Origin of the sequence: Methylobacterium sp. C25, from assembly GCF_021352225.1 — a bacterium.
Classification (GTDB): Bacteria; Pseudomonadota; Alphaproteobacteria; order Rhizobiales; family Beijerinckiaceae; genus Methylobacterium.
Genome location: NZ_JAAUVI010000009.1, coordinates 62,119 through 86,462, shown reverse-complemented (window position 1 = coordinate 86,462; position 24,344 = coordinate 62,119). Strand labels below are relative to the sequence as shown.

Below are 24,344 nucleotides of genomic sequence, written 5' to 3'. Positions count from 1 at the left end.
CCGCGGGCGGAGCCGGCTGCCCTCAGCGCCGCCGGCGCGTCGAGCCTGTCGACTGCACCTTCGCCATCGCGTCGGCGCGGTCGGCTTCGCTCGCCTGGCTCCAGGCCTTGTCGTAGAGTTCGACGATCCAGTCGTCGCTACCCGGCCGGGCGCCATCGCGGGCCAGCGCCAGCCATGTCAGGCCGCGCGCGGGCTGGCGGGACACGCCGACGCCGTTGAACAGCAGGTCGCCGAGAAGCGCCTGGGCCGGCTTGTGGCCCTTCTCTGCGGCGAGGTTGAACCAGCGTGCGGCCTTGCGCGGATCCTGTTCGACGCCAGTGCCGTCGAGATAGAGCCGCGCCAAGTTGTACTGTGCATTGGGGTCGCCGAACGAGGCGGCGTAGTTGAACATCTCGTAGGCGCGCTCGGGGTTCGGGCGCACATAGGTGCCCTTGATCCCGTCGAGGAAATAGGTGCCGAGCGCCGTGAAGGCGCTGGTGATCACGCCGGAGTTTCCGCCTTCGGGCTTGTCGTCGCTGTCGTTGTCGTCGGCGATGCGCGAAAAATACTCGAAGGCCTTGAGGTCGTCGTGGGGCACACCGTCGCCGTCCGCATACATGCGACCGAGCTTCCACAGGGCCAAGGTCTGACCCTGATCGGCGGCGTATTCGAGGGCGCGCACAGCGCCCTGTTTGTCGCCGGCATTGTAGTCGCGCACACCCGAACGCAGGGCATCCTTGCCCGAGCGATAGCTCTTGTCCGGGACAGGCGTGCGCGCGGTCGCGTCGAGCGACTCTGCCGGATAGGCGGCGAGCAGCATCAGGCCGGCGGCGGCGAGACCGCAGGTCAGACGTGTGCGGAGCCGACCGGGATCGGCCCCAGCCGGCCGAAGCCGGCGGAGGTCAGTCCTAGATGTCCGCATAGGTGTGGATCTCCTGGGCACCGCCCGGGTGAGTAACGGCGCCGTTCACGGCGGGGCCGACCGTCTGCATGTACTTCCAGAGCACGCCGGAGGTCGCATCGTTCGTGCGCGGCTGCCAGGCCTTGCGGCGCTCGGCTAGCTCCTCGTCGGACAGGGCGACGTCGAGCGTACCCTTGATCGCGTCGAGGGTGATGACGTCGCCGTCCTTGAGTAGTCCGATCGGACCGCCGACGGCCGCCTCGGGGCCGACATGGCCGACGCAGAAGCCGCGGGTTGCGCCCGAGAAGCGCCCGTCGGTGATCAGCGCGACCTTCGAGCCCATGCCCTGGCCGTAGAGAGCGGCGGTGGTCGACAGCATCTCGCGCATGCCGGGGCCGCCCTTCGGGCCCTCGTAGCGGATGACGAGCACGTCGCCTTCCTTGTAGTCGCGGTTCTGCACGGCGGTGAAGCAGGCCTCCTCGCCGTCGAAGCAGCGGGCCGGGCCGGTGAAGACCTGGGCCTCGGGCGGCATGCCGGCGACCTTCACGATCGCGCCTTCGGGAGCGAGGTTGCCCTTGAGGCCGACGACGCCGCCGGTGACGGTGATCGGCTTGTCGGCCGGGCGCACCACGTCCTGGTCGGGGTTCCAGGCGACCTTGGCCAGGTTCTCTGCAATGGTGCGGCCGGTGACCGTGAGGCAGTCGCCGTGCAAGTGGCCGTTGTCGAGCAGCGTCTTCATGAGGAGCGGGATGCCGCCGACCTCGAACATGTCCTTGGCGACGTAGCGCCCGCCGGGCTTCAGATCGGCGATGTATGGCGTCTTGCGGAAGATCTCCGCGACGTCGAACAGCGTGAACTCGATGCCGCATTCATGTGCGATGGCCGGCAGGTGCAGCGCGGCATTGGTCGAGCCGCCCGAGGCCGCGACGGTGGCGGCGGCGTTCTCGAGCGACTTGCGGGTGACGATGTCGCGCGGGCGGATGTTCTTGGCGATGAGCTCCATGACCTGCTGGCCGGCGGCGGCGCAGAATTGGTCGCGGATTTCGTAGGGCGCCGGCGCGCCGGCCGAGTAGGGCAGCGCCAGACCGATCGCCTCGGAGACGGTCGCCATCGTGTTGGCGGTGAACTGCGCGCCGCAGGCGCCCGCGGAGGGGCAGGCCACGCGCTCGAGCTCGTCGAGATCGTCGAGGCTCATGTCGCCGACGGCGACCTTGCCGACCGCCTCGAACAGGTCCTGCACGGTGACCGGCTTGCCGCGAAACGAGCCGGGCAGGATCGAGCCGCCATAGATGAAGATCGACGGCACGTTCAGGCGCACCATGGCCATCATCATGCCGGGCAGCGACTTGTCGCAGCCGGCCAGCCCCACGAGGGCGTCGTAGGCATGGCCGCGCATGGTCAGCTCTACGGAATCGGCGATGACCTCGCGCGACGGCAGCGAGGCGCGCATGCCGCCATGGCCCATGGCGATGCCGTCCGTGACGGTGATGGTGCAGAATTCGCGCGGCGTGCCGTGGGCGGAGGCGACGCCCTTCTTCACGGCCTGGGCCTGGCGCATCAGCGAAATGTTGCAGGGCGCGGCTTCGTTCCAGCACGAGGCGACGCCGACAAGCGGCTGGTGAATCTGCTCGGTCGTGAGGCCCATGGCATAGAGATACGAGCGGTGGGGAGCGCGCGCGGGCCCCTCCGTCACGTACCGGCTCGGCAGCTTCGACTTGTCTGTCACCCGCGGGTCCATGGTCTTACTCGAACTTTTTTCTTCGCCCGTGTCCGGCGCCCCCCGACGCCGGTCTGAAAACCTCTTTACGGCCAAGCTTTTCCGGGTGGTCAGCCCACCTTTGGAACGGCTCGCAACGCAGCAGTAAAACACTGGCACGACAGCCATTTACCGCGAGGCCTGAGGTGGTCTCGGTTTATGGCGCAATAGCGGCGTGGCAGCGGGCGGCCTGAGGCAAACTCGGGATGGTTTCGCGGTGTGTCGAGACCGCAACAGCCGAGCTTGCCTCCGCGCCCGTCCGTTCGGGTGCCTGGCTTGGGGTATCGGCATGTGGGGAGGCTCGGCTGCGGGTGCCACGGGGTCTGCCCGTCCCCGTCGTGAAACCTTGGGCGGGCTTCGGGCTTGACCCGCCGGGAGGTGCCGATGGGCTATGAGCTTCACTACTGGCCGATGATCCAGGGGCGCGGCGAGTTCGTGCGACTCGCCCTGGAGCAGGGCGGAGCGGACTATGTCGACGTCGCCCGCGAGCCCTCGGAGGATGGCGGCGGCATCGACGCGATGGTGGCCCGGATGAGCGGCGAGTCAGGTTCAGAGAATTTTCGCCCGCCCTTCGCGCCGCCCTTCCTCGTCGATGGCGATCTCGTGATCGGCCAGACGGCCAACATCCTGCTCTATCTCGGCCCGCGCCTCGGCCTGGTGGGCACGAGCGAGGCCGACCGGATCTGGACCCACCAGATCCAGCTCACCATCGCCGACGTCGTGCTGGAGGCGCACGACACCCACCATCCGATCGCGGTGATGGACTATTACGAGGAGCAGAGGCCCGAGGCCGCCAAGCGCGCCAGGGATTTTCGCGAGAATCGGATGCCGAAATATCTCGGCTGGTTCGAGCGCGTGCTCGCGCGCAATCCGGCCGGGTCCGGCCGCCTGGTCGGCGATGCCGTGAGCTATGCCGACCTCTCCCTGTTCCAGCTCGTCGACGGCCTGCGCTACGCCTTCCCAAAGGCCAGCGAACGGGTCCTCGCCGGCACGCCCCGGCTGACCGCGCTCGTCCAGAATGTGGGTCGGTTGCCGCGGATCGCGGCCTACCTCGCCAGCGAGCGGCGCATCGCTTTCAACGAACAGGGGATTTTCCGGCGGTATCCCGAGTTGGATGGTTGAGCACCGGCCGGCGGAGTCGGAACCCCTCGCCGTGACCCATCGATAGCGTGCTGCTGCGAAGCGTTGCCGCAGGGAAGGATTATTCGGGCGGATCGGTCATCCAGCTCGCTCTATGAAAAATAGTACAGACCGAGCTTAAATATTCGGCAATGGGGATTAGGACCGAATTACACGATCCGATCGGCGTGTGGCGAAACATCATGTCGAGTTTTGTGCGCTGGCGGGATTAAAACGGCCAGACATATACTGTGAGTTATCTCACCTTCATCTCGCGTCTTGGTGAATATGTTCGTCTCATCGGCGCAGGAGCGGTTTCCGCGCCGGATCCATCCAAGGAAGGATATTGGGATGAAACGCCTCGCGAGCCTCTGTCTGATGGCGGTCGCTCTCGCCATGCCCGTTGCGGCTCAGGCCGGTGGTGCAGATGGCAGCCGCCAGGCCGCCGGCGGTGCCTTCATGAGCACCTACGTCAACGATCCGTATCACGACCCGCGCTCGCTCCATTCGCAGGACCGCGGCTCCGGGCAGATCCTCGGCGCGCCGATGTACCATGACGGGCCCCGGGCGGTGGTCTCCCGCCGCAATGTGGTCGATCCGCACTGGTCCTCGGGCCGCCTGAACGGACGCGCCGTTCGCTAACCGACCTCATCGTCTGATTAAGACCCAACTCGCGCGGCGCTGCCGTGGGGGTTCGGGTGCGTGCGGGCGCACCGTGCCGCCACGACGCATCGCAGACCGGCTTCCGGGCCGGACCATCCGCATGATCTCGACCCCGAAAGGACCCGCGTGGACAGCATCATCAAGGGGCTCGCGAGCTTCCAGGACACCGTCTTCCCCGGCCAGCGCCGGATGTACCAGCAGCTCGCGCGGGACGGTCAGAGCCCGAGCGCGCTCATCATCGCCTGCGCGGATTCCCGCGTCGCGCCCGAGCACATCACCCAGGCCGGGCCGGGCGAGCTGTTCGTCACCCGCAACGCCGGCAACATCGTGCCGCCCGCCTCCGAGCATGTCGGCGGGGTGTCCTCGGCGATCGAGTACGCCGTGGTGGCGCTCGGGGTGCGCGACATCGTCGTTTGCGGCCATTCCCATTGCGGCGCGATGAAGGGGCTGATGAATCTCGGCGCCCTGCAATCGATGCCCAACGTCGCGGCCTGGCTGCGGCACGCCGAGGCGGCGCATCGGATCGTCTGCGAGGCCTATCCCGAGGGGCTCGACCCCGAAATCCGCCACCGAGCGCTCGCCCTCGAGAACGTGGTGGTGCAACTCGCCAACCTGCGGACCCATCCGAGCGTCGCCAGCGGCCTCGCCAGGGGCACGCTGCGCCTGCATGGCTGGTTCTTCGAGATCGAGACCGGTGCATTGCTCGCCTATGACGGCGTCTCCGGGCGCTTCCTGTCGGTTGCCGAGGAGGCGGAACTGCCGGTGGCCCAGGCGCCCGCGATGCGGGTCGCGGTTCCCGAACTCGCCCTGCCCGCTGCAGCGGAGTGAGACCGATGCAGCTCGCCCAGGGCCTTCAGACCTTCCGGCAGAATCTGGGGCGGGATCTTCCCGCCTCCTTCGTCGTGTTCCTCGTCGCGCTGCCGCTCTGCATGGGCATCAGCATCGCCTCCGGCGTTCCGCCGGAGAAGGGGCTGATCACCGGTATCGTCGGCGGCATCCTGGTCGGGCTGATCGCCGGCGCGCCGCTGCAGGTGAGCGGCCCGGCGGCCGGCCTCGCCGTGATCGTGTTCGAGTTCGTGCGCACGCACGGCTTCGAGGCGCTGGGGCCGGTCCTCGTGCTGGCGGGCATCCTCCAGCTCGTCGCGGGCGGATTGCGCATCGGCAACTGGTTCCGGGCGATCTCCCCGGCGGTGGTGCACGGCATGCTCGCCGGCATCGGCGTGCTGATCGTGCTCGGGCAGATCCACGTCCTCACCGACGCGGTGCCCCTGCCGAGCGGCCTCGACAACCTGATGGCGATTCCGGTCGCGGTGTTCGAGGCCTTTTCCGGCGGCAACCGCCTGAGCGCGGTGATGGTCGGGCTCGCCACCATCGCGGCGATGCTCGGCTGGGAGCGCTTCCGCCCGACCCGGCTGAAGCTGCTGCCCGGCGCGCTCATCGCGGTGCTGGCGGGTACGCTGCTCGCGAGCCTCGGCGGGCTCGACGTCAAGCGGATCGAGGTGCCCGATGCGATCCTCTCGACCCTAGCCCTGCCCTCCTCGGAGGCCTGGGGGCGCCTCGCCGAGCCCGCCATCCTGGTGATGGCGCTCACCATCGCCGCGGTGGCGAGCGCGGAAAGCCTGCTCTCGGCGGCGGCCGTCGACCGCATGCATGACGGGCCGCGCACCCGCTACGACCGGGAGCTCGGCGCGCAGGGCGTGGGCAACCTCGTCTGCGGTCTCATCGGCGGCCTGCCGATGACCGGCGTGATCGTGCGCTCCTCGGCCAACGTCCAGGCCGGCGCGGTCAGCCGGGCCTCGACGGTGCTGCACGGCATCTGGATCCTGGCCTTCCTCTTGGCGCTACCCTGGGTGCTGACCATGGTGCCGACGGCGGCGCTTGCCGGCATCCTGGTGGTCACGGGCTGGCGTCTGGTCGGCCCGAGCCACGCCTTCCACCTGCATCGCCGCTACGGCTGGGTCACCGTCGGCATCTGGTTCGTGACGCTGGTGACCGTGGTGGCCACCGACCTGCTGACCGGCGTGCTCACCGGCTTCGGCCTGAGCCTGCTCCAGTCGCTCCCGGCCCTGCGCCGCGGCCGGCTGCGGATCGAGGAGGTCGAGGCTCCGAAGCAGGAGGGCGTGCCGGAGCTGCGGCTGTCGGGCGGCGCGACCTTCCTGCAGCTGCCGGGGCTCACCGAGGCCCTGGAGCGCACGCCGGAAGGCGGCGAGGTCAGGCTCGCCACCCGCGGCCTCTCGGCCATCGACCATACCTGCCTGGAGGTGATCAGCGACTGGGCGAACCGCCGCGCGGCCTCCGGCACCCGCATCGCGGTGGTCGGCGGCTCCGGCGCCCCGCATGACCGCCTCGCCGCGGTGGTCGCGAGCCCGGCGCACTGAAAACCGGGCACCCCGGCGACCGTCGCCGGGGTACCTGTCGGCATGGCTCTCTCGGGGCGCGCGACCCTCGCGCGCCCCTCTCGATTCCTGACGACGCACGCACACGCAACCGTGTCCTGCGCAAGCACCTGCATCGGTGGCGCGCCGCCGACGGCGCGCTTATGGGAGCCTGCGAGAACCCGGGCGATCCTGGCAGCCCGGAGCCGTCAGGAGTGCCGCGATCGTGAGAGACTTTTCCCGCCCCGGCCGTTCCCCGCTCCATGCCGCCAACGCGGCGGTGGCCACCTCGCATCCGCTCTCGACCCTCACGGCCATCGAGGTGCTGCGCGCCGGCGGCAATGCGGTGGATGCCGGCATCGCGGCGGTGGCCGTGCAATGCGTGGTCGATCCGCTGATGACGGGCATCGGCGGCGATTGCTTCGCGCTCTACGCGCCGGCCGGCGCCTCGGTGCCGGTGGCGCTCGATGGATCGGGCCGCGCGGCGGCCGCCGCGACGCCGGATTGGTATGCCGAGCACGGCGTCGGCATCGACGCGGAATCGCCCCATGCCGTCACCGTGCCCGGCGCGATCGCGGCCTGGGCGCGGCTGGTCGCCGACCACGGCTCCCGCTCGCTCGGTGAGCTGCTGCAGCCGGCCATCGGATTCGCCGAAAACGGATTCGTGGTGCAGCCCCGCGTCGGCTGGGACTGGCTGCGCTGCGTGCCGCGCGTCTCACACGATCCGGACGCCGCCGCGGTGTTCCTGCCGGGCGGCCGGGCGCCCGCCATCGGCAGCCTGTTCAAGCAGCCGCGCCTCGCCGCGACGCTCCGGCGGATCGCGGAAGGCGGCCCGCAGGCCTTCTACGAGGGCGCCATCGCCGCCGACATCGTCGACAAGCTGCAGAGGCTCGGCGGGTTGCAGACGGAGGAGGATTTCGCGGCCGCCAAGCCCGACATCGTGACGCCGATCTCCACGCGCTACCGCGGCTACGACGTCTACGAATGCCCGCCCGCCGGCCAGGGGCTCGCGGCCCTGATGATGCTCAACGTGCTCTCCGGCTACGATGTCGGCGCGCTCTCGGAGCTCGACCGCCTCCATCTCTTCGCGGAGGTCTGCAAGCAGGGCTACCACCACCGCGACGCGCTGTTCGGCGACTTCGACCTCGCAAACGTCCCGGTGGAGCACCTGCTCTCCGACGCCTGGCACGCCAGGGCGCGGGGCGACATCGACATGGCCCGCGCCCGCGAGCCGGTGCTCTACCCCGAGGCGGCGCAGACGTTGGCGCATCGCGACACGGTCTATCTCTGCGTGGTCGACCGCGACGGCAACGCGCTCTCGCTGATCAATTCGCTGTTCCAGGGTTTCGGCTCGGGCATCCTGGCGCCCGAGAGCGGCGTGATGCTGCACAATCGCGGCCTGTCCTTCCGCACCGAGGCCGGGCACCCCAACAGCATCGGCCCGCGCAAGCGCCCGATGCACACGATCATCCCCGGCATGCTGATGAAGGACGGCCGCACGGTCGCGCCCTTCGGCGTGATGGGCGGCCACTACCAGGCGATGGGCCATGTCGAGCTGCTGACCGGCCTGCTCGACCGCGGCCTCGACGTGCAGGAGGCCCTCGATGCGCCCCGCAGCTTCGCCTATGGCGGCGGCCTCGAAGTGGAGGAAGGCGTCCCGGAGGCGGTCTTCGCCGGCCTGCGCGAGCGCGGCCATCCGGCGATCCGCGCTCCCCTCCCCCTCGGCGGCGGCCAGATCATCTGGATCGACCGCGCGGCGGGGACGCTGGTGGCCGGGTCGGACCCGCGGAAGGATGGGAGTGCGTTGGGGTGGTGATGGATGCGCTCATCAGGGACAAAAACCGGATGAGACTCTTCTAAATTGCCTCAATGCCAGTATCTATTTCGATATTTATTTTGGGAATGCCAATAAACTGTCGTTTTCTTTCATCAAGCTGACTTATTGCTTCGGTTCCAAATAATTCGACAAAAAGCTCTCTAGTAATTTTATCTACTTCAGCTCCTAGGCGAGCTCGAAAATCGATGAAATTTGCGGCGTCCTTATAAATACCCAGATAAGAGTTTATCGACTGATTGAGATTTTGCATGAATTTCGAAATATTCATGTCTTTAGTCTTGGTGCTATTATATCTATAATCTGTTTTTAGATTATTCAATATTTTATTAATCTGAGATTTTCCTATAATTGCTTCGTACGCATTTGAGCGGCTGCGATACACAATCGATCGGCCTAGAAAATCAACTGGTTGATCCGGGGTGCAAAGTTCTGTTTTGCTGCTATTGCCGATCTCAGGTATTTCCAACGCAATTTTTGACAGTTCTTCTTTTACTTGATTTAGCCCTAGAAGGGCTTCCGATCTGTTCGGGAAAAATAAAATAATATCGTCAGAATATCTAATCATCCTAATATTTGATTGCTCAATATGTCTATCAAATTCAGATAAACATAGATTCGCCAGAGTAGGAGACAAGGGCATGCCTTGTCGGATCCCTCGGCCCTGCTCAATTCCCGTAGTTTTCGCCTTCCATTGATCTATTTTTCTGATTCGAGCTTCGCTATCAATTATCTGAAACAGATATGGTATCAGGCTGTTCCGTTTCATTGAACGGGCGAGTCTTTCTTTCAGATACTCGCGTGGAATTCGATCAAAGAAAGATTGAATGTCAGTTTTGACAACCCAATTTAGCTCGGAGCGATAAGCTACGGCGTCTTTGATAGCGGCGCCTACCCCTCGATCTTGGATGTATGCATAGGAATTGCTTCGATAGATCGGCAAAGTATTTTTCTGATGTATGTGATTGGCTATTGTTCTTTGAACCAGTCGATCCCTCACAGTAGGGACGCAAATAATGCGAAATTTTGTTGAATTTGGTTTTTCTATAAAAACTGCTCTAAGTGCGCGGAATTGGTATTTCCCGCCTTTGATCTCAGTCGCAATCGATCCGATATTCTGATCAAGATTGGCGGCAAAAGTCTGTGCTGAGATGCTGTCTATGCCTGGCTTTCCAGCCTTCGGCTGCGAGTCTCTGGAGTTCTTCCAGGCATCCGCAAGACGCTCGCGATTTAAGAGATGTAGTGGCCTGGAATACAACTGTTCGCCCCGACGTAGAGATTGAGGAGAGCTCTACGTCGTTTGGGACAGGCGCCGACAGATCGTCCGAGCCGTACCTGCCGGTTCCCAAGCTACCGCGGTCCGATCGCTTTCACAATCGCGCTGCAGGTCAGGATTATAATCCAGATGGCCGTTGGCCTGCAAACTAATCTGCAGGTTACTGCCAAGCTGGAGCTTGCTCCCCGTCATGCCGGCCGCGACGATCACGACAAGAACAAACAGTGAACAAAGGTGCTGGTTCAGGCGCGCCGGCCTCGCTTGGCGACCCTCAAACCTGCCATTAGCCCGCCTCTTCTTACAACAATCGGACATTGGCATCCTCACTGGGTTCCGGCGCCGACAGATCGTCCGAGCCGTACCTGCCGGTTCCCAAGCTACCGCGGTCCGATCGCTTTACGCAGTCTTTGACGGGCCAAGAAGGCAGTGAGTTGAGGGCATTTCACGGGGAGAAACGCTTCCAACTCATCTAAGTTGGCCGTGCTTCGCTAGAGTTTCAACTCGTTTCACCATGAAATCCACATCGTGGACGGATGCAGCAGTGAGTTTCTGCAGAATCACTTCTGACAAACCTCACAAAAAAACGTCGACCGTCCCGATTGCACGATCCGCGAAACATGCCCCCGGCATCCCTTTGCCGTGCACACCAACCCCGCCCGGTCATACACCCGAAAACTGTGCTGGAAGGCCCCTGCCCCGCCGTCGGGATGGGCGTAGTCGCGGAGCGTCGAGCCGCCCGCCGCGACGGCCTCGGTGAGGACGGTCTTGATCGCCTTGGCCAGCGCAGTGGCCCCGCGCGTCGGTGAGCCGTCGGGCTTGGCGAGCGTTCCGGCCATGGCCTGCGGGTGCAGGCGGGCGCGGTGGAGGGCTTCGCAGACGTAAATGTTGCCGAGGCCCGCGATCAGGCGCTGGTCGAGCAGGGCCGCCTTCAGCGGCGTGATGCGGTGGCGAAACAGGCGCGCGATGGTCGCACCGGTGAGCTCGTCGCCGAGCGGTTCGATGCCCATGGCGGCGAAGTGTCGGCACGCGGCCAGCGTCTCGGTTGGCGCCAGATCCATGAAGCCGAAGCGGCGCACGTCGTTGTAGGTGATCGTCGCGCCGGAATTCAGCGCCATCACCACGTGGTCGTGCTTGGCGTTGCCGAGCGCGCCTTCGAGATAGAAATCGCCCGGCGAGAGGTTCGAGCCGTCCGGCAGCGCCACGTCGAAGCGGCCGCTCATGCCGAGATGCATGATCAGGCTCTCGCCGGAATCGAGATGCGCCGTGAGGTATTTGGCCCGTCGCGCCAGCCCCGTGACCGTGCGGCCTTCGAGCCGCTTCGCAAAGCGCTCCGGGAAGGGAAAGCGCAGATCCGGCCGCCGCAATGTCACCCGCGAAAAGCGCGCGCCGACCATCGCCGGCTCCAGGCCGCGTCGGACGGTTTCGACTTCGGGAAGCTCGGGCATCTTTTAGGACTGATAGTGTGGCTATAGGAAATGTTTCACGTGAAACACGGGGTCCCCCACCCGTCCCCCTCATCCTGAGGTGCGGACGCGAAGCGGGAGCCTCGAAGGAGGGCTCCAGCCAGTCGCGCGATCCCTGGAGGTCTCCTTCGAGGCTTCGCTGCGCTTCGCACCTCAGGATGAGGGGGTGTGGTGGGATGACGGGGATGGGCGGGAGGCCCGTGTTTCGTGGGTCCGGTTCATAAGCGTTGTGCCGCGGCTTCTCCACATGGCGATCCCGCGGCGCATTCGCTATGAGCGGCGTGGCTAGAGCGGATGGGACGGCATGAGCGTGGCTGAAGACGGCACGGCGGATTTCGGCTTCGAGCGGGTGTCGCTCGCCGAGAAGCAGGGCCGGGTGGACGACGTTTTTCGCTCCGTGGCCAAGCGCTACGACCTGATGAACGACCTGATGTCGGGCGGCCTGCACCGGGCCTGGAAGTCGCATCTCATCGGCATGCTGCGGCCGGGCCGCAACCGGCCCTTCCGCCATCTCGACGTGGCCGGCGGCACCGGCGACATCGCCTTCCGCGTGCTCGGGGCTGGCGGACCGGACACCGAGGTCACCGTTCTCGACATCAACGAGGCGATGCTGCGGGTTGGGCAAGAAAGAGCAGAGACTCAGCGGGCGGGCACGCGCTTCGGCGGCCGGATCGAGTTCGTGACCGGCAATGCGGAGGCTCTGCCGCTGCCCCGGAACATGTTCGACGCGTACACGATCGCCTTCGGAATCCGGAACGTTCCGCGCATCGAATTGGCGCTGCAGGAGGCCTTCCGGGTGCTCAAGCCGGGCGGGCGATTCCTGTGCCTGGAATTCTCGCGGGTGGACCTGCCGGTCCTCGAAAAGATCTACGACGCCTATTCCTTCCACGTGATCCCGCGCCTCGGCGCGCGGGTGGCGGGGGATAAGGAATCCTACCAGTATCTCGTTGAATCCATTCGCAAGTTTCCCTCGCCCGGCCGCTTCGCGGCGATGATCGAGGAGGCCGGATTCTCACGGGTGACGCACCGGGTTCTGTCGGGCGGGATCGTGGCGATCCACTCGGGCTGGAAGGTGGCTTGAGTGGTGCCGTCATTGCTCTGCCGCGCTCCCGATGACGACTCTGGAGGAGCCCCGTCTTGCTAGGCGGCATCTTCCATCTCGTCCGCGGCGTCCATGTCGGCTTCGTGCTGGCGCGCGAAGGCGGCTTGGCGCTGATCGATCCGGTCGAGCTGCCGCCACACCTGCGCCTCGCGCTGAAGGTCGGGCGCTCGCTGGAGAAAAGGGGCGTCGCGCGCGATGCCGGGGCGAGCCCGCTGGAGCGGGCGATGACCCGGCTCGGGCCCTCCTACGTGAAGTTCGGGCAGTTCCTGGCGACGCGGCCCGACATCGTCGGCATGGCGGCCGCGCGCGACCTGGAGCGGCTGCAGGACCGGGTGCCGCCCTTCGCGCAGGGCGTGGCGATCCGCTGCGTCGAGCAGGAGCTCGGCAAGCCGATCACGGCGCTCTTCGTCTCGTTCAGCGAGCCGGTGGCGGCGGCCTCGATCGCGCAGGTGCACAAGGCGCAGGTGCTCGACGCCGACGGCACGCTGCGCGACCTCGCCGTGAAGGTGATGCGCCCCGGCGTGCGCGCCCAGTTCGCCCGCGAGCTGCAGGCCATGCGCTTCATGGCCCGCATCGTCCACGCGCTATTGCCCGATGCCGAGCGGCTGCGGCCGCGCGAGGTGGTCGAGACGCTGGCCCGCTCGGTGATGATGGAGATGGACCTGCGGCTCGAGGCCGCCGCCATGTCCGAGCTCGCGGAAAATACCAAGGACGACGAGGATTTCCGGGTGCCGCGCCCGGAATGGGAGATGACCTCGCGCAACGTCCTCACCTCGGAGTGGATCGACGGTATCCGGCTCAGCGACCGGGCTCGCATCGTCGAGGACGGGCACGACATCAAGGCGCTCGGGCGCACGGTGATCCGCGCCTTCCTGCGACAGGCGATCCGCGACGGCTTCTTCCACGCCGACATGCATCCCGGAAACCTGTTCGTGGACCGGCAGGGCCGGCTGACGGCGGTGGATTTCGGGATCATGGGCCGGCTCGGCATGGCGGAGCGGCGCTTCCTCGCGGAGATCCTGCTCGGCTTCATCATGCGCGACTATCGCCGCGTGGCGCAGGTGCATTTCGAGGCAGGCTACGTGCCGCGCCACCACTCGGTGGACGATTTCGCGCAGGCCATCCGCGCCATCGGCGAGCCGATCCACCAGCGCCCCGCCGACGAGATCTCGATGGCGAAGGTGCTGACGCTGCTCTTCGACGTGACCGCGCTCTTCGACATGAGTACGCGCACCGAGCTGGTGATGCTGCAGAAGACCATGGTGGTGGTGGAGGGTGTCGCCCGCTCGCTCGATCCGCAGCTCGACATGTGGACCGGCGCAGAGCCGGTGGTAAAATCCTGGATCGCCCGCAATCTCGGCCCGATCGGCCGGATCGAGGGGGCGGGCCGCGCCGCGCTCGCCCTCTCCGACGTGATCGCCGACATCCCCGACATCGCCCAGCGCATCCGCCGGATCATGGTGCGGCTCGACGAGGAGAGCAGCGAGGAGGCCCAGCATCTCGGCGTGCTGGTCAAGGCCGAGAAGCAGCGCGCGATCTGGTCGACGCTGGCCTTCTGGGTGATCGCGATCGGGGTGTTGGTGATGGCGTTCAAGTAGGGAGCGATTTGGTCGCTCGCTCAGCCGATCAACTCGACGCCGCCCACCGCATCCTTCACCACCAGAACCTGCCCGTCCCGCAGCGTACGATACGCGAGACCTTCCCGCTCGTAGAAGGCGATCTCCTCCTCGACGTCGTCCGATTCCGGATGGTCTGAGCGGTAGTGCACGGCCACCCGGAACGGCACCAGCCCGAGGCCGTCCCAGACGATCTCCCCCGGGTAGCCCTCGGGCACCTGGCGGGGATCGTCCACCGCCTCGATACCGCGTAGGCTCGGCGTGGCCGCGATGGTTGCGGCGCTGAAGCCGCCATAGACAATGGAATTCTCAGTGAGCCGCTTGGCGATGATGCGGTTGAAGCCGCTGAGCCACATGGCGCGCATCAGCACGAAGGTGTTGCCGCCATTGATCCAGACCATGTCGACATCGGCCAAATCTGCCTCAAGCGCGTCCGGTGTACCGAAGAAGCGGCGCAGGTCTAGCTCGTCGACGCGGTAGCCGAGCGCCCCCAACTCCTGTGTCTGGTCGGCCTGCCAATGGCCGCGTGACGAAGCATCGCCGTCGAGGGCGTTCATGATCAGGGCGACCCGGCCCCGCGGCGCCAGCGCCAGAAGTTCGGGCGTCGCATCGCCGAGGCCGAGGGAGGACAGGTAGAGGCGCATGCCCCTCCTTCTCATCGATCACGATGGATGGCGAGCCTGCCTTCACGGAGCTGCCGTCAGAGCTTGAACGTTCCCCGGCTCGTGCCGAGATCGGCGAGATAGGCCTGGAGTTCGCTGGGCAGTGCGTCGAACCAAGCCTGCTCCTCTCCCGGCTTGGGCAGGACGTGGCCGTACTCGACCATGTCCGTGGGCTCGAGATTGCAGAGATAGACCCAGATCTCGCTCTCCTTGACCCGTGCGATCCCGGCGACCGCGCGCATCATCGCGAGCATCATCTCCTTGCGCACGGATTCGGGCCGCCCGGCGCGGATGTCGCCGCGGATCCAGATCTGCCCATCCGCGCGCCGACCGCCGAGAAAGCGCGTCGTTCCGCCTTCGTCGATCACGACCTGGACGAAATAGATCGGCGCCCCGGTCGCCTCGGAGTGGATGCGCGAGATCGCCTCGGCCATCTCGGCCTTCTGCCCGTCGGATAGCAGGCCTGCCGGCACGGCGCACACATAGGTCGGCATGGCTTTTCTCTCTCCAGCTTTGGCTCGGAGGCACCTTGCGAAGGCCCTTCCGCTGCGACCAAGTCTGATGCGGGTATATGCGCATAGTTGGCCGGGCTCAAGTTGGCCATTTGGCTAGTATGCGCGCCGGTCGCCGCCGCCCTTGACGTGCGCCCCGAGAATCCGCCGTTGTCACGGCATGTCCCAGTCCCTCTCCGGCCGGCGCGTCGTTCTCATCATCGGTGGCGGTATCGCGGCCTACAAGGCGCTCGATCTGATCCGACGCCTGCGCGAGCGCGGCGCCGCGGTGCGGCCGATCCTCACCAAGGCGGCGCAGGAATTCGTGACGCCGCTCGCGGCGGCGGCGCTGGCCGGTCAGCGCGCGCACACCGATCTGTTCGACCGGGCCGACGAGGCCGAGATCGGCCATATCCGGCTGGCCCGCGAGGCCCACGCCATCGTGGTTGCGCCGGCCACTGCCGACCTGATGGCGCGGATGGCGGGCGGCCACGCGCCCGATCTCGCCTCCACCGTGCTGCTCGCCACCACCCTGCCGATCCTGATCGCGCCTGCCATGAACGTGCGGATGTGGCAGCACCCGGCGACGCAGCGGAATCTCGCGACTCTGACCGGCGACGGCGTCTCCGTCGTCGGCCCCAATGACGGCGCCATGGCCGAGGCCGAGCAGGGGCCGGGCCGGATGGCCGAGCCGTACGAGATCGCCGATGCCCTCGAGGCGATGCTGGCGGCGCGCGACGGAGGTAGCGGGATCGGCTTTATGGCTGGGCGCACTCCGAGAGGCGTGCTGGCCGGCAGATCGGTCCTCGTGACCTCCGGGCCGACCCATGAGGCGATCGACCCGGTGCGCTACCTCGCCAACCGCTCCTCCGGCCGCCAGGGCCATGCCATTGCCGCCGCCGCTGCTGCTGCGGGAGCACGGGTGACGCTGATCTCCGGGCCGGTCTCCATTCCCGATCCGGCAGGCGTCTCGGTGGTGCGGATCGAGAGTGCACGCGAGATGCTCGCCGCCGTCGAGGCGGCCCTACCCGCCGACATCGCGGTCTTCGCCGCCGCCGTCGGCGACTGGCGCCCCGCAGAGACGCGTGGCGGCAAGATCAAGAAGGACGGCTCGGCTGTGCCGCCCCTGACGCTCGTCGAGAATCCCGACATCCTCGCCACTATCTCCGCGCGCACCGAGAATCGGCCGGGTCTCATCGTCGGCTTCGCGGCCGAGACGGACGACGTTCTCGACAATGCGCGCAGGAAGCTCGCGAAGAAGGGCTGCGACCTCCTCGTCGCCAACGACGTCTCGCATGAGGGCGGTGTGATGGGCGGTGCCGAGAACACGGTGCACCTGCTCACCCGCGACGGCGGGCTCGATACTTGGCCGAAGCTCGGCAAGGAGGAGGTCGGCAAGCGGCTGGTCGCGCGGTTTGCCGAGTTGGTGAGCGCGGTGCCGAAGTCTTGAAGAGTTGAGCCCTCGATGGCCCGTCTACGAGCCGCCCTTGCCCAGCCGATCGATGAGCACTGCCTGCTGCCACCGGCTCGGGGCCTTGTCGGTGCGGTGAATGCAGCCGGCCCAGCAACACGGCCGCTTTTTGCCTTCCGTGATTTCCTCGCAGGTTCGTTCGATCCGGCGTTGGCGCGTCGCGGGCTGCTTCGCGTCCTCGACCCAGCAGATGAACTCGTTCCGGCCGAGGGGCGTCAGCTTTTCCCAGAGCCCGTAGATCGTCGCATCTGATCGCACGGCTGCCTGGAGGTCTTCACCGGCCTCGTGCACGGTACCGTGCGGGAATGGGTCCACCACGTATCCTCCATCCGCTGAGCAGCTCTTTGGTCCCGGTGCATCGGCCGTATCGTTCGATGTCGAGCCGCGCTTCGCCAAGATCCACTTCCTAGTCCCCGCCGCCGCCGCCGCACCCGCCGCAGCCGCCTCCCCCGCAGCCACCGCCGCCGTCCCCGCCGCCGCTGCTGCAGCCGGAACTGCCATTGTTCGACGAGCGCAGGAGGCGTCCATAGGACTCGTGGGGCGTGCCGGCGAGCACCGCGGCGCCGCCGAGCGCGAAGGCGAACAGCAGCTCGCCCTGCAGCGGAGCGCGTGCCGCCCTGGCGTGGCGCTGGCGGAAGCCGGCCAGCGCCCTGTCGCCCGCGCGGGTGCGGATGGGGCGACGGGCCAGGATGAAGAGGCTTGCCACGCCCAGCGCGATCATCAGGGCGACCAGGAATCCCACCGGCTTGCCCCGCGACAGGCCGACGGCGACCTTGGCGAGCCCGAAGGCGAAGAGCGGCACGACGCAGACGAGCGTCCAGACCAGGATCCGGCCGATGGCATCCCGGCTCGGCGCCAGCCCGGATCTCACGAGCGTCTGCCTGACCGTTTCGAGCCGCGGTGTCAGCAAGGCGATGAAGGTCGAGCGCCGCACCGTGCCCCCCACCACGCCGCGGAATGGCTCTAGGGCACGCGGCAGGCGCACGCCGTCATCTGCGATCGTGAGGTTTCCGCTGCCCGAGGCCAAGCTCGCCGCGCCCGCATCGACCAGGCCGATGATGACAGCATCGGCGGCCCGGCCGACGCCCCCTGCGAGGAGCGCCAGTTCGACCGGGTCGAGCTCAGGCTCGGAGGCAGGTCTGCGGCCGCCGCGCAGGACCGAGCGTCCGAGGAGCGCCGCGATCAGCGCCGCCACCGTCAGGGCGGCGTAGAGCGCGAGGAAGGGACCGCCGGTCCAGTCGAGGGGATTGAGCGGCTGAGCCAAGGCCGGCCGTGCCGCGGCGCAGAGCCCTGCCGCGGCGAGGACGATCGAGGCGCCGATGCGGGTGAGCCATCCCATCAGGGCCGGCCGGCGCAGCGTGAGGACACGGTCGCCGTCGACGATGCGGTAGCGCGGGCGCGACCGGAAGCGCTGATGCGTGGCGGGCCAGAACAGCGGGTCGGGCGGCCCGAAATAGCTCTCGTAGCGGGCGAGAGTCTGGGCGTACTGCATGCGGTATCTGCCCTGTTCGGAGGAGCCGCCTTCGGTCGGATCGTGGTGGAGCCGCCGCTGGAGCACGCTGCCGCACCAAGTCTCCCAGTAGTCGCGGGAATAGGTCAGGTGCTGGTGCCAGACCTCGTCCACCTCCTCGCTCGGTGTGACGGGTGTGTCGAAGACCATCGCCAGAAAGCAGAAGCGGCGATACTCGGCAACGGCGCCGCGGGCGAAGCCGAGGTTCCAGCCACGGTCGCGGGCGAGACGTCCGGTGAAGTCGAGGGCGTGATCGGGCCGTTCGAAGGGATGCGCCTCGATCCGTCTCAGCAGGTCGTGCTGTTCGGGCGTCCAGGAAACGCGCTCGACCTTGTGCAACGCCATGTCTGCCGAAGCGTGGACCGAGCCGGGGTCGACCATGGTCCTATGCTACCATATCGGGCGTGCGCCTTGATGAATCAGCGCATTTTCCCACGGCCGGCATGCTCGGGTGATTCGCGTCAGGCCGAGAGCTGATCCGCGGCATGGACGTCGTCCTCGCCGTCGCGCACCTTGCGCGCCGCGAGCGAGCAATGCCCCTTGCCCATCGACTTGGAGCGATAAAGCGCGCGGTCGGCGGCCTGGAGCAGGCTCGCCAGATCGTCGCCGTGCTCAGGTGACTGCGCGATGCCGATACTGGCGCCCACTTGGGCGGGACCAACATCCGCGATGGAATAGGGCTCGGAGATCCGAGCGATCAGCCGCTCGGCGAGCGCGATCAACTCCGAGCGGCTCCTATCCTCGCAGAGCACGACGAACTCGTCGCCGCCGATCCGCGCGGCGAGGATGCCGCGCCCGGCCTCCGCGCGCAGACGCTCGCCGACGATCCGAAGGAGCTCGTCGCCGATGGCATGGCCGTGGGTGTCGTTGACCGCCTTGAAGCCGTCGAGGTCGATGTAGAGCAGGCCGATCGGTCCGGACCGGATCGCCTGCATCGCTTCCATGGCCGCGGCGAGGCCCGAGCGGTTGGAGAGGCCGGTGAGCGCATCGTGATGGGCCCGGAAGCCGTTCTCGCGTTCCGCGCGCATGGTCGTGACCATCATCCGGTTCAGCTTGAATGCGGCGATGGTCATGGTCAGCACGTAGCAGGGGATCTGCAGGAAGGTGATCAGCAGGATCGGCTCGCCCGCGACGGCGGCGCCGAGGCAGCACGGTCCGAGCGTCAGCGTGATCATCAGGGCGGTGAGGCGCGGCGCCGCGAAGTTGCGGAAGCAGGTGCCCCCGATCATCGCGGCGGAGGACAGGCAGGCGAGCGTCGCCGCGACCCAATCGCCGCTGGTGATGCTGACATAGGTGCCGAGGCCGAGGCTCGCGGCCCAGGCCAGGGACAGGATGAGGTTGATGTCGGTCGGCGTCCGGCGCTTGCGCGCGGCAGCCCGGTGCGCGACGAGCAGAACGGTCAGCCGGGCGATGCAGATCGTGATCTCGAGGGCGAGCCAGACCAGCATCGACGGTTTTGGGATGTGGTAGGCGATCAGCGCGGCGACGGTGATGGTGTTCACCACGCCGCCGAGGAAGATCGGCAGCGTGCCGTACAGGCTGCCGATCAGCGCGACGCGGATGTCGCGCGGCACGTCCGGCCCGGCATAGGCCAGCCAGCGCGTGAAGCGCCAGCGCGGCAGGCTGAATGTAAGGGAATTGTCGCGCATGCGAGCCCGGGACGGCCGTGGACTCGAGATAGCCGAAGAGCGAGGCTTCCACGGGCCGCGCACCGGGGAAACGTTAAGTAGCCTTTGGTTACGAAAAGGTTTGCGCGAGGGCTGCGGGAGCCGTTGCGATGGGCCGCTCGGTATCCGCCCGCAGAATCACCGGCACGTAGGCGCGCAGCAGATCTGCATCGAGCTGTCCGGCCATGCCCTCCATGATGCGCGTGGCCTCGTGGCCGGACAGGGCGGGGCGGTACGAGCGGCGCTCGGTGAGCGCCGAATGCACGTCGCAGATTGCCACCAGGCGCACGAGGTCGCCGATGGCTTTGCCCTTCAGGCCGTCGGGATAGCCGCTGCCGTCGAGGCGCTCGTGATGGTGGCGGACCACGTCGAGGATCGCCGAATCGTAGGCACCATCCAGTGCGAGCAGATCTGCACCGATCGACGGGTGCTCGCGCATGACGCGCATCTCGTCGGGCGTGAGGGGGCCGGGCTTGTCGAGGATCGCAGTCGGGGTGTGCGCCTTGCCGATGTCGTGCAGCAGGGCGGCCTGTGCGAGGCGGTGGCTGTCGCGGCGGCCGAGGCCGAGCTCGGTGGCGAAGGCTGCGGCGAAGCCCGCGACGCTCAGGGAATGCTGGTAGAGGCCGATATGGTGCCGGCGCAGACGATCCAGCCAAGCGCCGATGCCGGCCTCGGATACGGCGGCGAGCACGATCTCGGTGCCCTCCTCCGCGTCCGCCACGCTCGGCGCACGGCCGCAGACGGCGGCGTCGAACAGGCCTGAGACGAGGGAGGTGGCGATGTCGACGCGCTTGGCGAGCCGAAGGGTGGTCGCATTCGACGACTGAGCTTCGTCAACGAGCTTCAGCAGCGTCGGGACAATCCCGGCCGAGCGTGCGCCCGCAGGGATGACCGTTGGGCTGCCGAAGCGACGAGCCTCGGGACCGTCGGCACTCTCACCATGGCGGGCTACGTAGAGGCACGGCACGGCATCGAGACGCGTGCGCTTGGCGAGGGTCTCGCCCCAGGTGGTGTTGGGCAGTCCTTCCGCGAGATCCACAAGAAAGGCGAGCGGCGGCTGGGACGGCAGCGCCCGGCCCGGCTCGATCACCTGGCACGGGCGGATGAGCCCGATCGCGCTTGCAAGCCTGTCCGCCCGCTCACGGCGGTCCGAGACGAGGAGGACGCTAGCTTCCTGCATGGGGCCGTCATACGCCCAGTGGCCCCGGAGCCTGGACGGAACGTCGGATCCGCAAGGGGAGGCGCGCAGGATTACCTTGCGATGGTTTACGAACACTCAACGAAGGCCCGGTCGAGACCTCCGTCAAGCCCCCTCGCCTACTCCGCAGCCACGTGTGGTCGGTAACCCCCGGGCTCGTTCGCCGCATGGCCCGGCGGGTAGAAACCGATCTCGTCCTCCGGGTTGTCGCGCTCGCCGACGAAGCGGCCGAACAGCCGCACGAAGAGCCGCGACAGGTCGTCGACCAGGATGAAGATCGCCGGTACGAAGATCAGCGACAATCCGGTGGAGACGATCAAGCCGCCGATCACGGCCACCGCCATCGGGGCGCGGAATTCGCCGCCGATGCCCAGCGCCATCGCCGAGGGCACCATGCCGGCGGCCATGGCGATGGTGGTCATCACGATCGGCCGGGCGCGCTTGCGGCCGGCATCTGTGATCGCGGTGATGCGGTCGACGCCGCGGGCCATCTCCTCGACGGCGAAGTCGATGAGCATGATCGCGTTCTTGGTCACCACGCCCATCAGCATCAGGATGCCGATCACCACCGGCATCGAGATCGGCATGTTGCAGATCAGCAGGCCGAGGATCGCGCCGCCGATGGAGAGCGGCAGCGAGAACAGGATGGTCAGCGGCTGCAGGAAGTTGCCGAACAGCAGCACCAGCACGCCGAACACCATCATCAGGCCGGCGCCCATGGCCATGGCGAAGCCCTCGAAGACCTCGCCCATGATCTCGGCATCGCCCGTCTGCTTGATGACGACGCCCGGCGGCAGGTTCTTGGCGGCGGGCAGCGCCATGACCTGATCGATCAGGGCGCTCAGCGCATCCGAGCCCTGCAGGTCGGCTTCGATGGCGACGCGGATCGAGCGGTCGTAGCGGTCGACGGCGGTGGGGCCGCGGCCGAGGGTGATGTCGGCGACGGTGGAGAGAGGGACGGCCGCGCCCTGCTTCACCGGCACCTTCAGCGTCTCGAGCTCGGAGAGCTTTCCGCGAAGGGATTCAGGCAGCTGCACGCGGATCGGCACCTGCCGGTCCTTGGCGTTGAACTTGGCGAGGTTGGCTGCGATGTCGCCAATCGTGCCGACGCGGACGGTCTCGGCGATCAGCTCCGTCGACACGCCGAGATCGGCGGCGACGCCGGGCCTCGGCGTGATGCGGATCTCGGTGCGGTCGAGCGGCGCCGTAGACATCACGTTGACGAGGTGCGGCACCCCGGCCGCCTCACGCTGCAGGCGTGCGGCGACGTCGGCCACGGCCGGGTAGTCGTTGCCGGAGACGATCAGGGCGAATTCGCGTTGGCCGCCTTCCTTGAGAGACCAGAACCGGATGTCCGGCACCTGCCGCAGGATGTCGGAGACCTTCAGGTCGATCTGCTTCTGGGAGAGGTGGCGCTCGTTCTTCGGCGTCAGGTTGATGGTCAGGCTGGCGAGCCGGACCTCCTTCTTGCCGGGCAATTGGCGGCCGCCGTCGACGAAGACCGAGCGCACCTCGGGCATCGCCCGGATGGTCTCGACGATGCCGTCGGTGACCTTCTTGGTGTCGTCGAGCCGGGCGCCGGGCGGCAGCTCGACCACGAACATGGTCCGGGCCGCGTCCTCGGCCGGGATGAAGCCAGCGGGCAGGAGGCCGGCGGATAGGATCGAGCCGGCGAAGCAGGCGAGCCCGAGCACCAGCGTGATGTATTTGTGGCGTACCGACCACGCGACTACGCGGGCATAGGCGCGCAGGATCGGGCCTTCCTTCTCCTCATGGCCGTGGTCACGCAGGAAGTAGGCGGCAAGCAGCGGCGTGATCAGCCGCGCCACGAGCAGCGACATGAACACGGCCGCGGCGATGGTCAGGCCGAACTGCTTGAAATACTGGCCGGCAATGCCGGGCATGAAGGAGACCGGCGCGAAGATCGCGATGATCGTCGCGGTGATGGCGATGACGGCGAGGCCGATCTCGTCGGCCGCCTCCAGCGCCGCCCGAAACGGCGATTTGCCGAGCCGCATGTGCCTAACGATGTTTTCGATCTCGACGATGGCGTCGTCGACCAGGATGCCGGTCACCAGGGTGATCGCGAGCAGGCTGACCGCGTTCAGCGAGAAGCCGAGCGCGCTCATCACCCAGAAGGTCGGCAGCACCGACAACGGGAGGGCGATGGCCGCGATGAGCGTCGCGCGCATGTCGCGCAGGAACAGGAACACCACCACCACCGCGAGCAGCGCGCCCTCGATCAGGCCCATCATGGCGGAGTGGTAGTTGCCGATCGTGCCGGTGACGCTGGTGTCGATCACGTCGAAATGCACGCCGGGATTGGCCTCATGCAGTTCGGCGATCTTCTTCGCCACGGCGACCGAGACCTCCGCGTCGCTGGCGCCGTTGGCGCGCGAGATCGCGAAGGCAACCACCGGCTCGCCGTTGAAGCGGGCGAAGGTGCGCGGCTCCTCGAAGCTGTCGACCAACGTCGCCAGTTCGTCGAGCTGCACCTTGCGGCCGCCCGGAACGACGATCGAGGTGGAGCCGAGGGTGGCGAGGCTCGCCGAGCCACCGAGCAGGCGGATCGACTGCTCGCCGCCGGCCAGCTCGCCGCGCCCGCCCGCCATGTCGGCGGAGGTCATGCGGACCTGCTTGTTCACGTCGGCGGCGGTGATGCCGAGGGCGAGCAGGCGGTCGGGCTTCAGGGTGATGCGGATCTCGCGGGCCACACCGCCGAGGCGCTCGACGCCGCCGACGCCCTTCACGCCCTGGAGTTGGCGCGCCACGACATCGTCGACGTACCAGGACAGGTCCTCGGGTGTCATGGCCGGCGCCGAGGCGCCGTAGATCATGATCGGCAGGCCGGCGATCTCGACGCGCTGGATGATCGGCTCGTCGATGGTGCGCGGAAGGTTGATGCGGATCTTGTTGATCGCCTCCTTCACGTCGTTGACCGCGCGATCCTGGTTCACCTCCAGGCGGAACTCGATGGTGGTCGCCGAGATGCCCTCGGAGATGTTCGAGATGACGTGCTTGACGCCCTTCACCCCGGAGACCGCGTCCTCGACCCATTTCGTGACCTGGGTCTGAAGCTCGGACGGCGCGGCGCCGGACTGGGTGATCGTCACCGAGACGATCGGGATGTCGATGTTGGGGAACCGGGTGATCGGCAGCGAGCGGAAGCTCACGAGGCCGAGCACCATCAGCACCATGAACAGGACGAGCGAGGGGATCGGCTTTCGGATCGCCCAGGCGGAGACGTTGAGGCGCATGTTC

Annotated in this window: 19 protein-coding genes; 8 read left to right on the top strand and 11 right to left on the bottom strand. The window is 67.1% G+C overall.

Going from position 1 to position 24,344, the window contains the following annotated elements; translation table 11 throughout:
* Positions 1–22: 22 nt before the first annotated feature.
* Together HCU64_RS19180 and ilvD are read right to left on the bottom strand one after the other, a co-directional pair.
* Positions 23–901: a tetratricopeptide repeat protein gene (locus HCU64_RS19180; protein ID WP_233385813.1), complete on the bottom strand. Its 879-nt coding sequence runs from the start codon at positions 899–901 to the stop codon at positions 23–25.
* The gene (ilvD, locus tag HCU64_RS19175) at positions 888–2,618 is read right to left on the bottom strand and encodes a dihydroxy-acid dehydratase (protein ID WP_233385812.1); all 1,731 of its coding nucleotides are present in this window, start codon (positions 2,616–2,618) and stop codon (positions 888–890) included. The genes HCU64_RS19180 and ilvD overlap by 14 nt, the downstream gene beginning before the upstream one ends.
* Before the next feature lie 402 nt (positions 2,619–3,020).
* On the opposite strand from ilvD, the gene HCU64_RS19170 reads away from it, so the two are divergent.
* The 5 genes from HCU64_RS19170 to HCU64_RS19150 all read left to right on the top strand — a co-directional run bounded on the left by HCU64_RS19170 (position 3,021) and on the right by HCU64_RS19150 (position 8,609).
* The gene (locus tag HCU64_RS19170; RefSeq protein ID WP_233385811.1) at positions 3,021–3,758 is read left to right on the top strand and encodes a glutathione S-transferase; all 738 of its coding nucleotides are present in this window, start codon (positions 3,021–3,023) and stop codon (positions 3,756–3,758) included.
* A gap of 348 nt (positions 3,759–4,106) precedes the next feature.
* Positions 4,107–4,397 (top strand): hypothetical protein, encoded by a 291-nt coding sequence (locus tag HCU64_RS19165; protein WP_233385810.1) that lies wholly within the window; start codon positions 4,107–4,109, stop codon positions 4,395–4,397.
* 147 nt (positions 4,398–4,544) lie between these two features.
* Positions 4,545–5,246, top strand: coding sequence for a carbonic anhydrase (locus HCU64_RS19160; protein WP_233385809.1), 702 nt, complete (start codon positions 4,545–4,547; stop codon positions 5,244–5,246).
* Between the two features lie 5 nt (positions 5,247–5,251).
* Entirely contained in the window at positions 5,252–6,796 is a 1,545-nt protein-coding gene (locus HCU64_RS19155; RefSeq protein ID WP_233385808.1) for a SulP family inorganic anion transporter, read from the top strand.
* Positions 6,797–7,019: 223 nt separating this feature from the next.
* Positions 7,020–8,609, top strand: coding sequence for a gamma-glutamyltransferase family protein (locus HCU64_RS19150; RefSeq protein ID WP_233385807.1), 1,590 nt, complete (start codon positions 7,020–7,022; stop codon positions 8,607–8,609).
* Positions 8,610–8,649: 40 nt separating this feature from the next.
* On the opposite strand, the gene HCU64_RS19145 is transcribed toward HCU64_RS19150, so the two are convergent.
* Together HCU64_RS19145 and mutM are read right to left on the bottom strand one after the other, a co-directional pair.
* Positions 8,650–9,885: a reverse transcriptase domain-containing protein gene (locus tag HCU64_RS19145; RefSeq protein WP_233385806.1), complete on the bottom strand. Its 1,236-nt coding sequence runs from the start codon at positions 9,883–9,885 to the stop codon at positions 8,650–8,652.
* Positions 9,886–10,460: 575 nt separating this feature from the next.
* Positions 10,461–11,348 (bottom strand): bifunctional DNA-formamidopyrimidine glycosylase/DNA-(apurinic or apyrimidinic site) lyase, encoded by an 888-nt coding sequence (gene mutM / locus HCU64_RS19140; protein ID WP_233385805.1) that lies wholly within the window; start codon positions 11,346–11,348, stop codon positions 10,461–10,463.
* Positions 11,349–11,670: 322 nt separating this feature from the next.
* Between mutM and ubiE the strand changes: the two genes are divergently transcribed.
* Together ubiE and ubiB are read left to right on the top strand one after the other, a co-directional pair.
* On the top strand, positions 11,671–12,447 hold the full coding sequence (ubiE, locus tag HCU64_RS19135) for a bifunctional demethylmenaquinone methyltransferase/2-methoxy-6-polyprenyl-1,4-benzoquinol methylase UbiE (RefSeq protein WP_233385803.1): 777 nt from the start codon (positions 11,671–11,673) through the stop codon (positions 12,445–12,447).
* Positions 12,448–12,503: 56 nt separating this feature from the next.
* Positions 12,504–14,066 carry a 2-polyprenylphenol 6-hydroxylase gene (gene ubiB / locus HCU64_RS19130; RefSeq protein ID WP_233385802.1) on the top strand — a complete coding sequence of 521 codons (1,563 nt, stop codon included), beginning with the start codon at positions 12,504–12,506 and terminating at the stop codon, positions 14,064–14,066.
* Positions 14,067–14,086: 20 nt separating this feature from the next.
* Here the strand turns inward: ubiB and HCU64_RS19125 are convergent, their stop codons facing one another.
* Both HCU64_RS19125 and HCU64_RS19120 read right to left on the bottom strand, forming a co-directional pair.
* The gene (locus HCU64_RS19125; RefSeq protein WP_233385800.1) at positions 14,087–14,728 is read right to left on the bottom strand and encodes a Type 1 glutamine amidotransferase-like domain-containing protein; all 642 of its coding nucleotides are present in this window, start codon (positions 14,726–14,728) and stop codon (positions 14,087–14,089) included.
* 56 nt (positions 14,729–14,784) lie between these two features.
* Positions 14,785–15,240, bottom strand: coding sequence for a tautomerase family protein (locus HCU64_RS19120; RefSeq protein ID WP_233385798.1), 456 nt, complete (start codon positions 15,238–15,240; stop codon positions 14,785–14,787).
* A 178-nt stretch (positions 15,241–15,418) separates the two neighbouring features.
* Between HCU64_RS19120 and coaBC the strand changes: the two genes are divergently transcribed.
* A complete protein-coding gene (gene coaBC, locus HCU64_RS19115) occupies positions 15,419–16,687 on the top strand; it encodes a bifunctional phosphopantothenoylcysteine decarboxylase/phosphopantothenate--cysteine ligase CoaBC (RefSeq protein ID WP_233385796.1) in 1,269 nt (422 codons plus the stop codon).
* A 24-nt stretch (positions 16,688–16,711) separates the two neighbouring features.
* On the opposite strand, the gene HCU64_RS19110 is transcribed toward coaBC, so the two are convergent.
* The 5 genes from HCU64_RS19110 to HCU64_RS19090 form a co-directional block, all read right to left on the bottom strand.
* Positions 16,712–17,026, bottom strand: coding sequence for a YdeI/OmpD-associated family protein (locus tag HCU64_RS19110; RefSeq protein WP_233385795.1), 315 nt, complete (start codon positions 17,024–17,026; stop codon positions 16,712–16,714).
* 88 nt (positions 17,027–17,114) lie between these two features.
* The gene (locus tag HCU64_RS19105; RefSeq protein ID WP_233385794.1) at positions 17,115–18,599 is read right to left on the bottom strand and encodes a TIGR04222 domain-containing membrane protein; all 1,485 of its coding nucleotides are present in this window, start codon (positions 18,597–18,599) and stop codon (positions 17,115–17,117) included.
* An 80-nt stretch (positions 18,600–18,679) separates the two neighbouring features.
* Positions 18,680–19,867, bottom strand: a complete 1,188-nt coding sequence (locus HCU64_RS19100; RefSeq protein ID WP_233385793.1) for a GGDEF domain-containing protein — start codon at positions 19,865–19,867, stop codon at positions 18,680–18,682.
* 88 nt (positions 19,868–19,955) lie between these two features.
* The gene (locus tag HCU64_RS19095; protein WP_233385792.1) at positions 19,956–21,065 is read right to left on the bottom strand and encodes an HD-GYP domain-containing protein; all 1,110 of its coding nucleotides are present in this window, start codon (positions 21,063–21,065) and stop codon (positions 19,956–19,958) included.
* 137 nt (positions 21,066–21,202) lie between these two features.
* Positions 21,203–24,340 (bottom strand): efflux RND transporter permease subunit, encoded by a 3,138-nt coding sequence (locus HCU64_RS19090; protein ID WP_233385791.1) that lies wholly within the window; start codon positions 24,338–24,340, stop codon positions 21,203–21,205.
* Positions 24,341–24,344: the final 4 nt, after the last annotated feature.

Coding starts and splice junctions, on each gene's coding strand:
- HCU64_RS19180 (WP_233385813.1), bottom strand. CDS start 901: ATGCGGACATCTAGGACTGACCTCCGCCGGCTTCGGCCGGCTGGGGCC.
- ilvD (WP_233385812.1), bottom strand. CDS start 2,618: ATGGACCCGCGGGTGACAGACAAGTCGAAGCTGCCGAGCCGGTACGTG.
- HCU64_RS19170 (WP_233385811.1), top strand. CDS start 3,021: ATGGGCTATGAGCTTCACTACTGGCCGATGATCCAGGGGCGCGGCGAG.
- HCU64_RS19165 (WP_233385810.1), top strand. CDS start 4,107: ATGAAACGCCTCGCGAGCCTCTGTCTGATGGCGGTCGCTCTCGCCATG.
- HCU64_RS19155 (WP_233385808.1), top strand. CDS start 5,252: ATGCAGCTCGCCCAGGGCCTTCAGACCTTCCGGCAGAATCTGGGGCGG.
- mutM (WP_233385805.1), bottom strand. CDS start 11,348: ATGCCCGAGCTTCCCGAAGTCGAAACCGTCCGACGCGGCCTGGAGCCG.
- ubiE (WP_233385803.1), top strand. CDS start 11,671: ATGAGCGTGGCTGAAGACGGCACGGCGGATTTCGGCTTCGAGCGGGTG.
- HCU64_RS19125 (WP_233385800.1), bottom strand. CDS start 14,728: ATGCGCCTCTACCTGTCCTCCCTCGGCCTCGGCGATGCGACGCCCGAA.
- HCU64_RS19120 (WP_233385798.1), bottom strand. CDS start 15,240: ATGCCGACCTATGTGTGCGCCGTGCCGGCAGGCCTGCTATCCGACGGG.
- coaBC (WP_233385796.1), top strand. CDS start 15,419: ATGTCCCAGTCCCTCTCCGGCCGGCGCGTCGTTCTCATCATCGGTGGC.
- HCU64_RS19105 (WP_233385794.1), bottom strand. CDS start 18,599: ATGGTCGACCCCGGCTCGGTCCACGCTTCGGCAGACATGGCGTTGCAC.
- HCU64_RS19100 (WP_233385793.1), bottom strand. CDS start 19,867: ATGCGCGACAATTCCCTTACATTCAGCCTGCCGCGCTGGCGCTTCACG.
- HCU64_RS19095 (WP_233385792.1), bottom strand. CDS start 21,065: ATGCAGGAAGCTAGCGTCCTCCTCGTCTCGGACCGCCGTGAGCGGGCG.
- HCU64_RS19090 (WP_233385791.1), bottom strand. CDS start 24,340: ATGCGCCTCAACGTCTCCGCCTGGGCGATCCGAAAGCCGATCCCCTCG.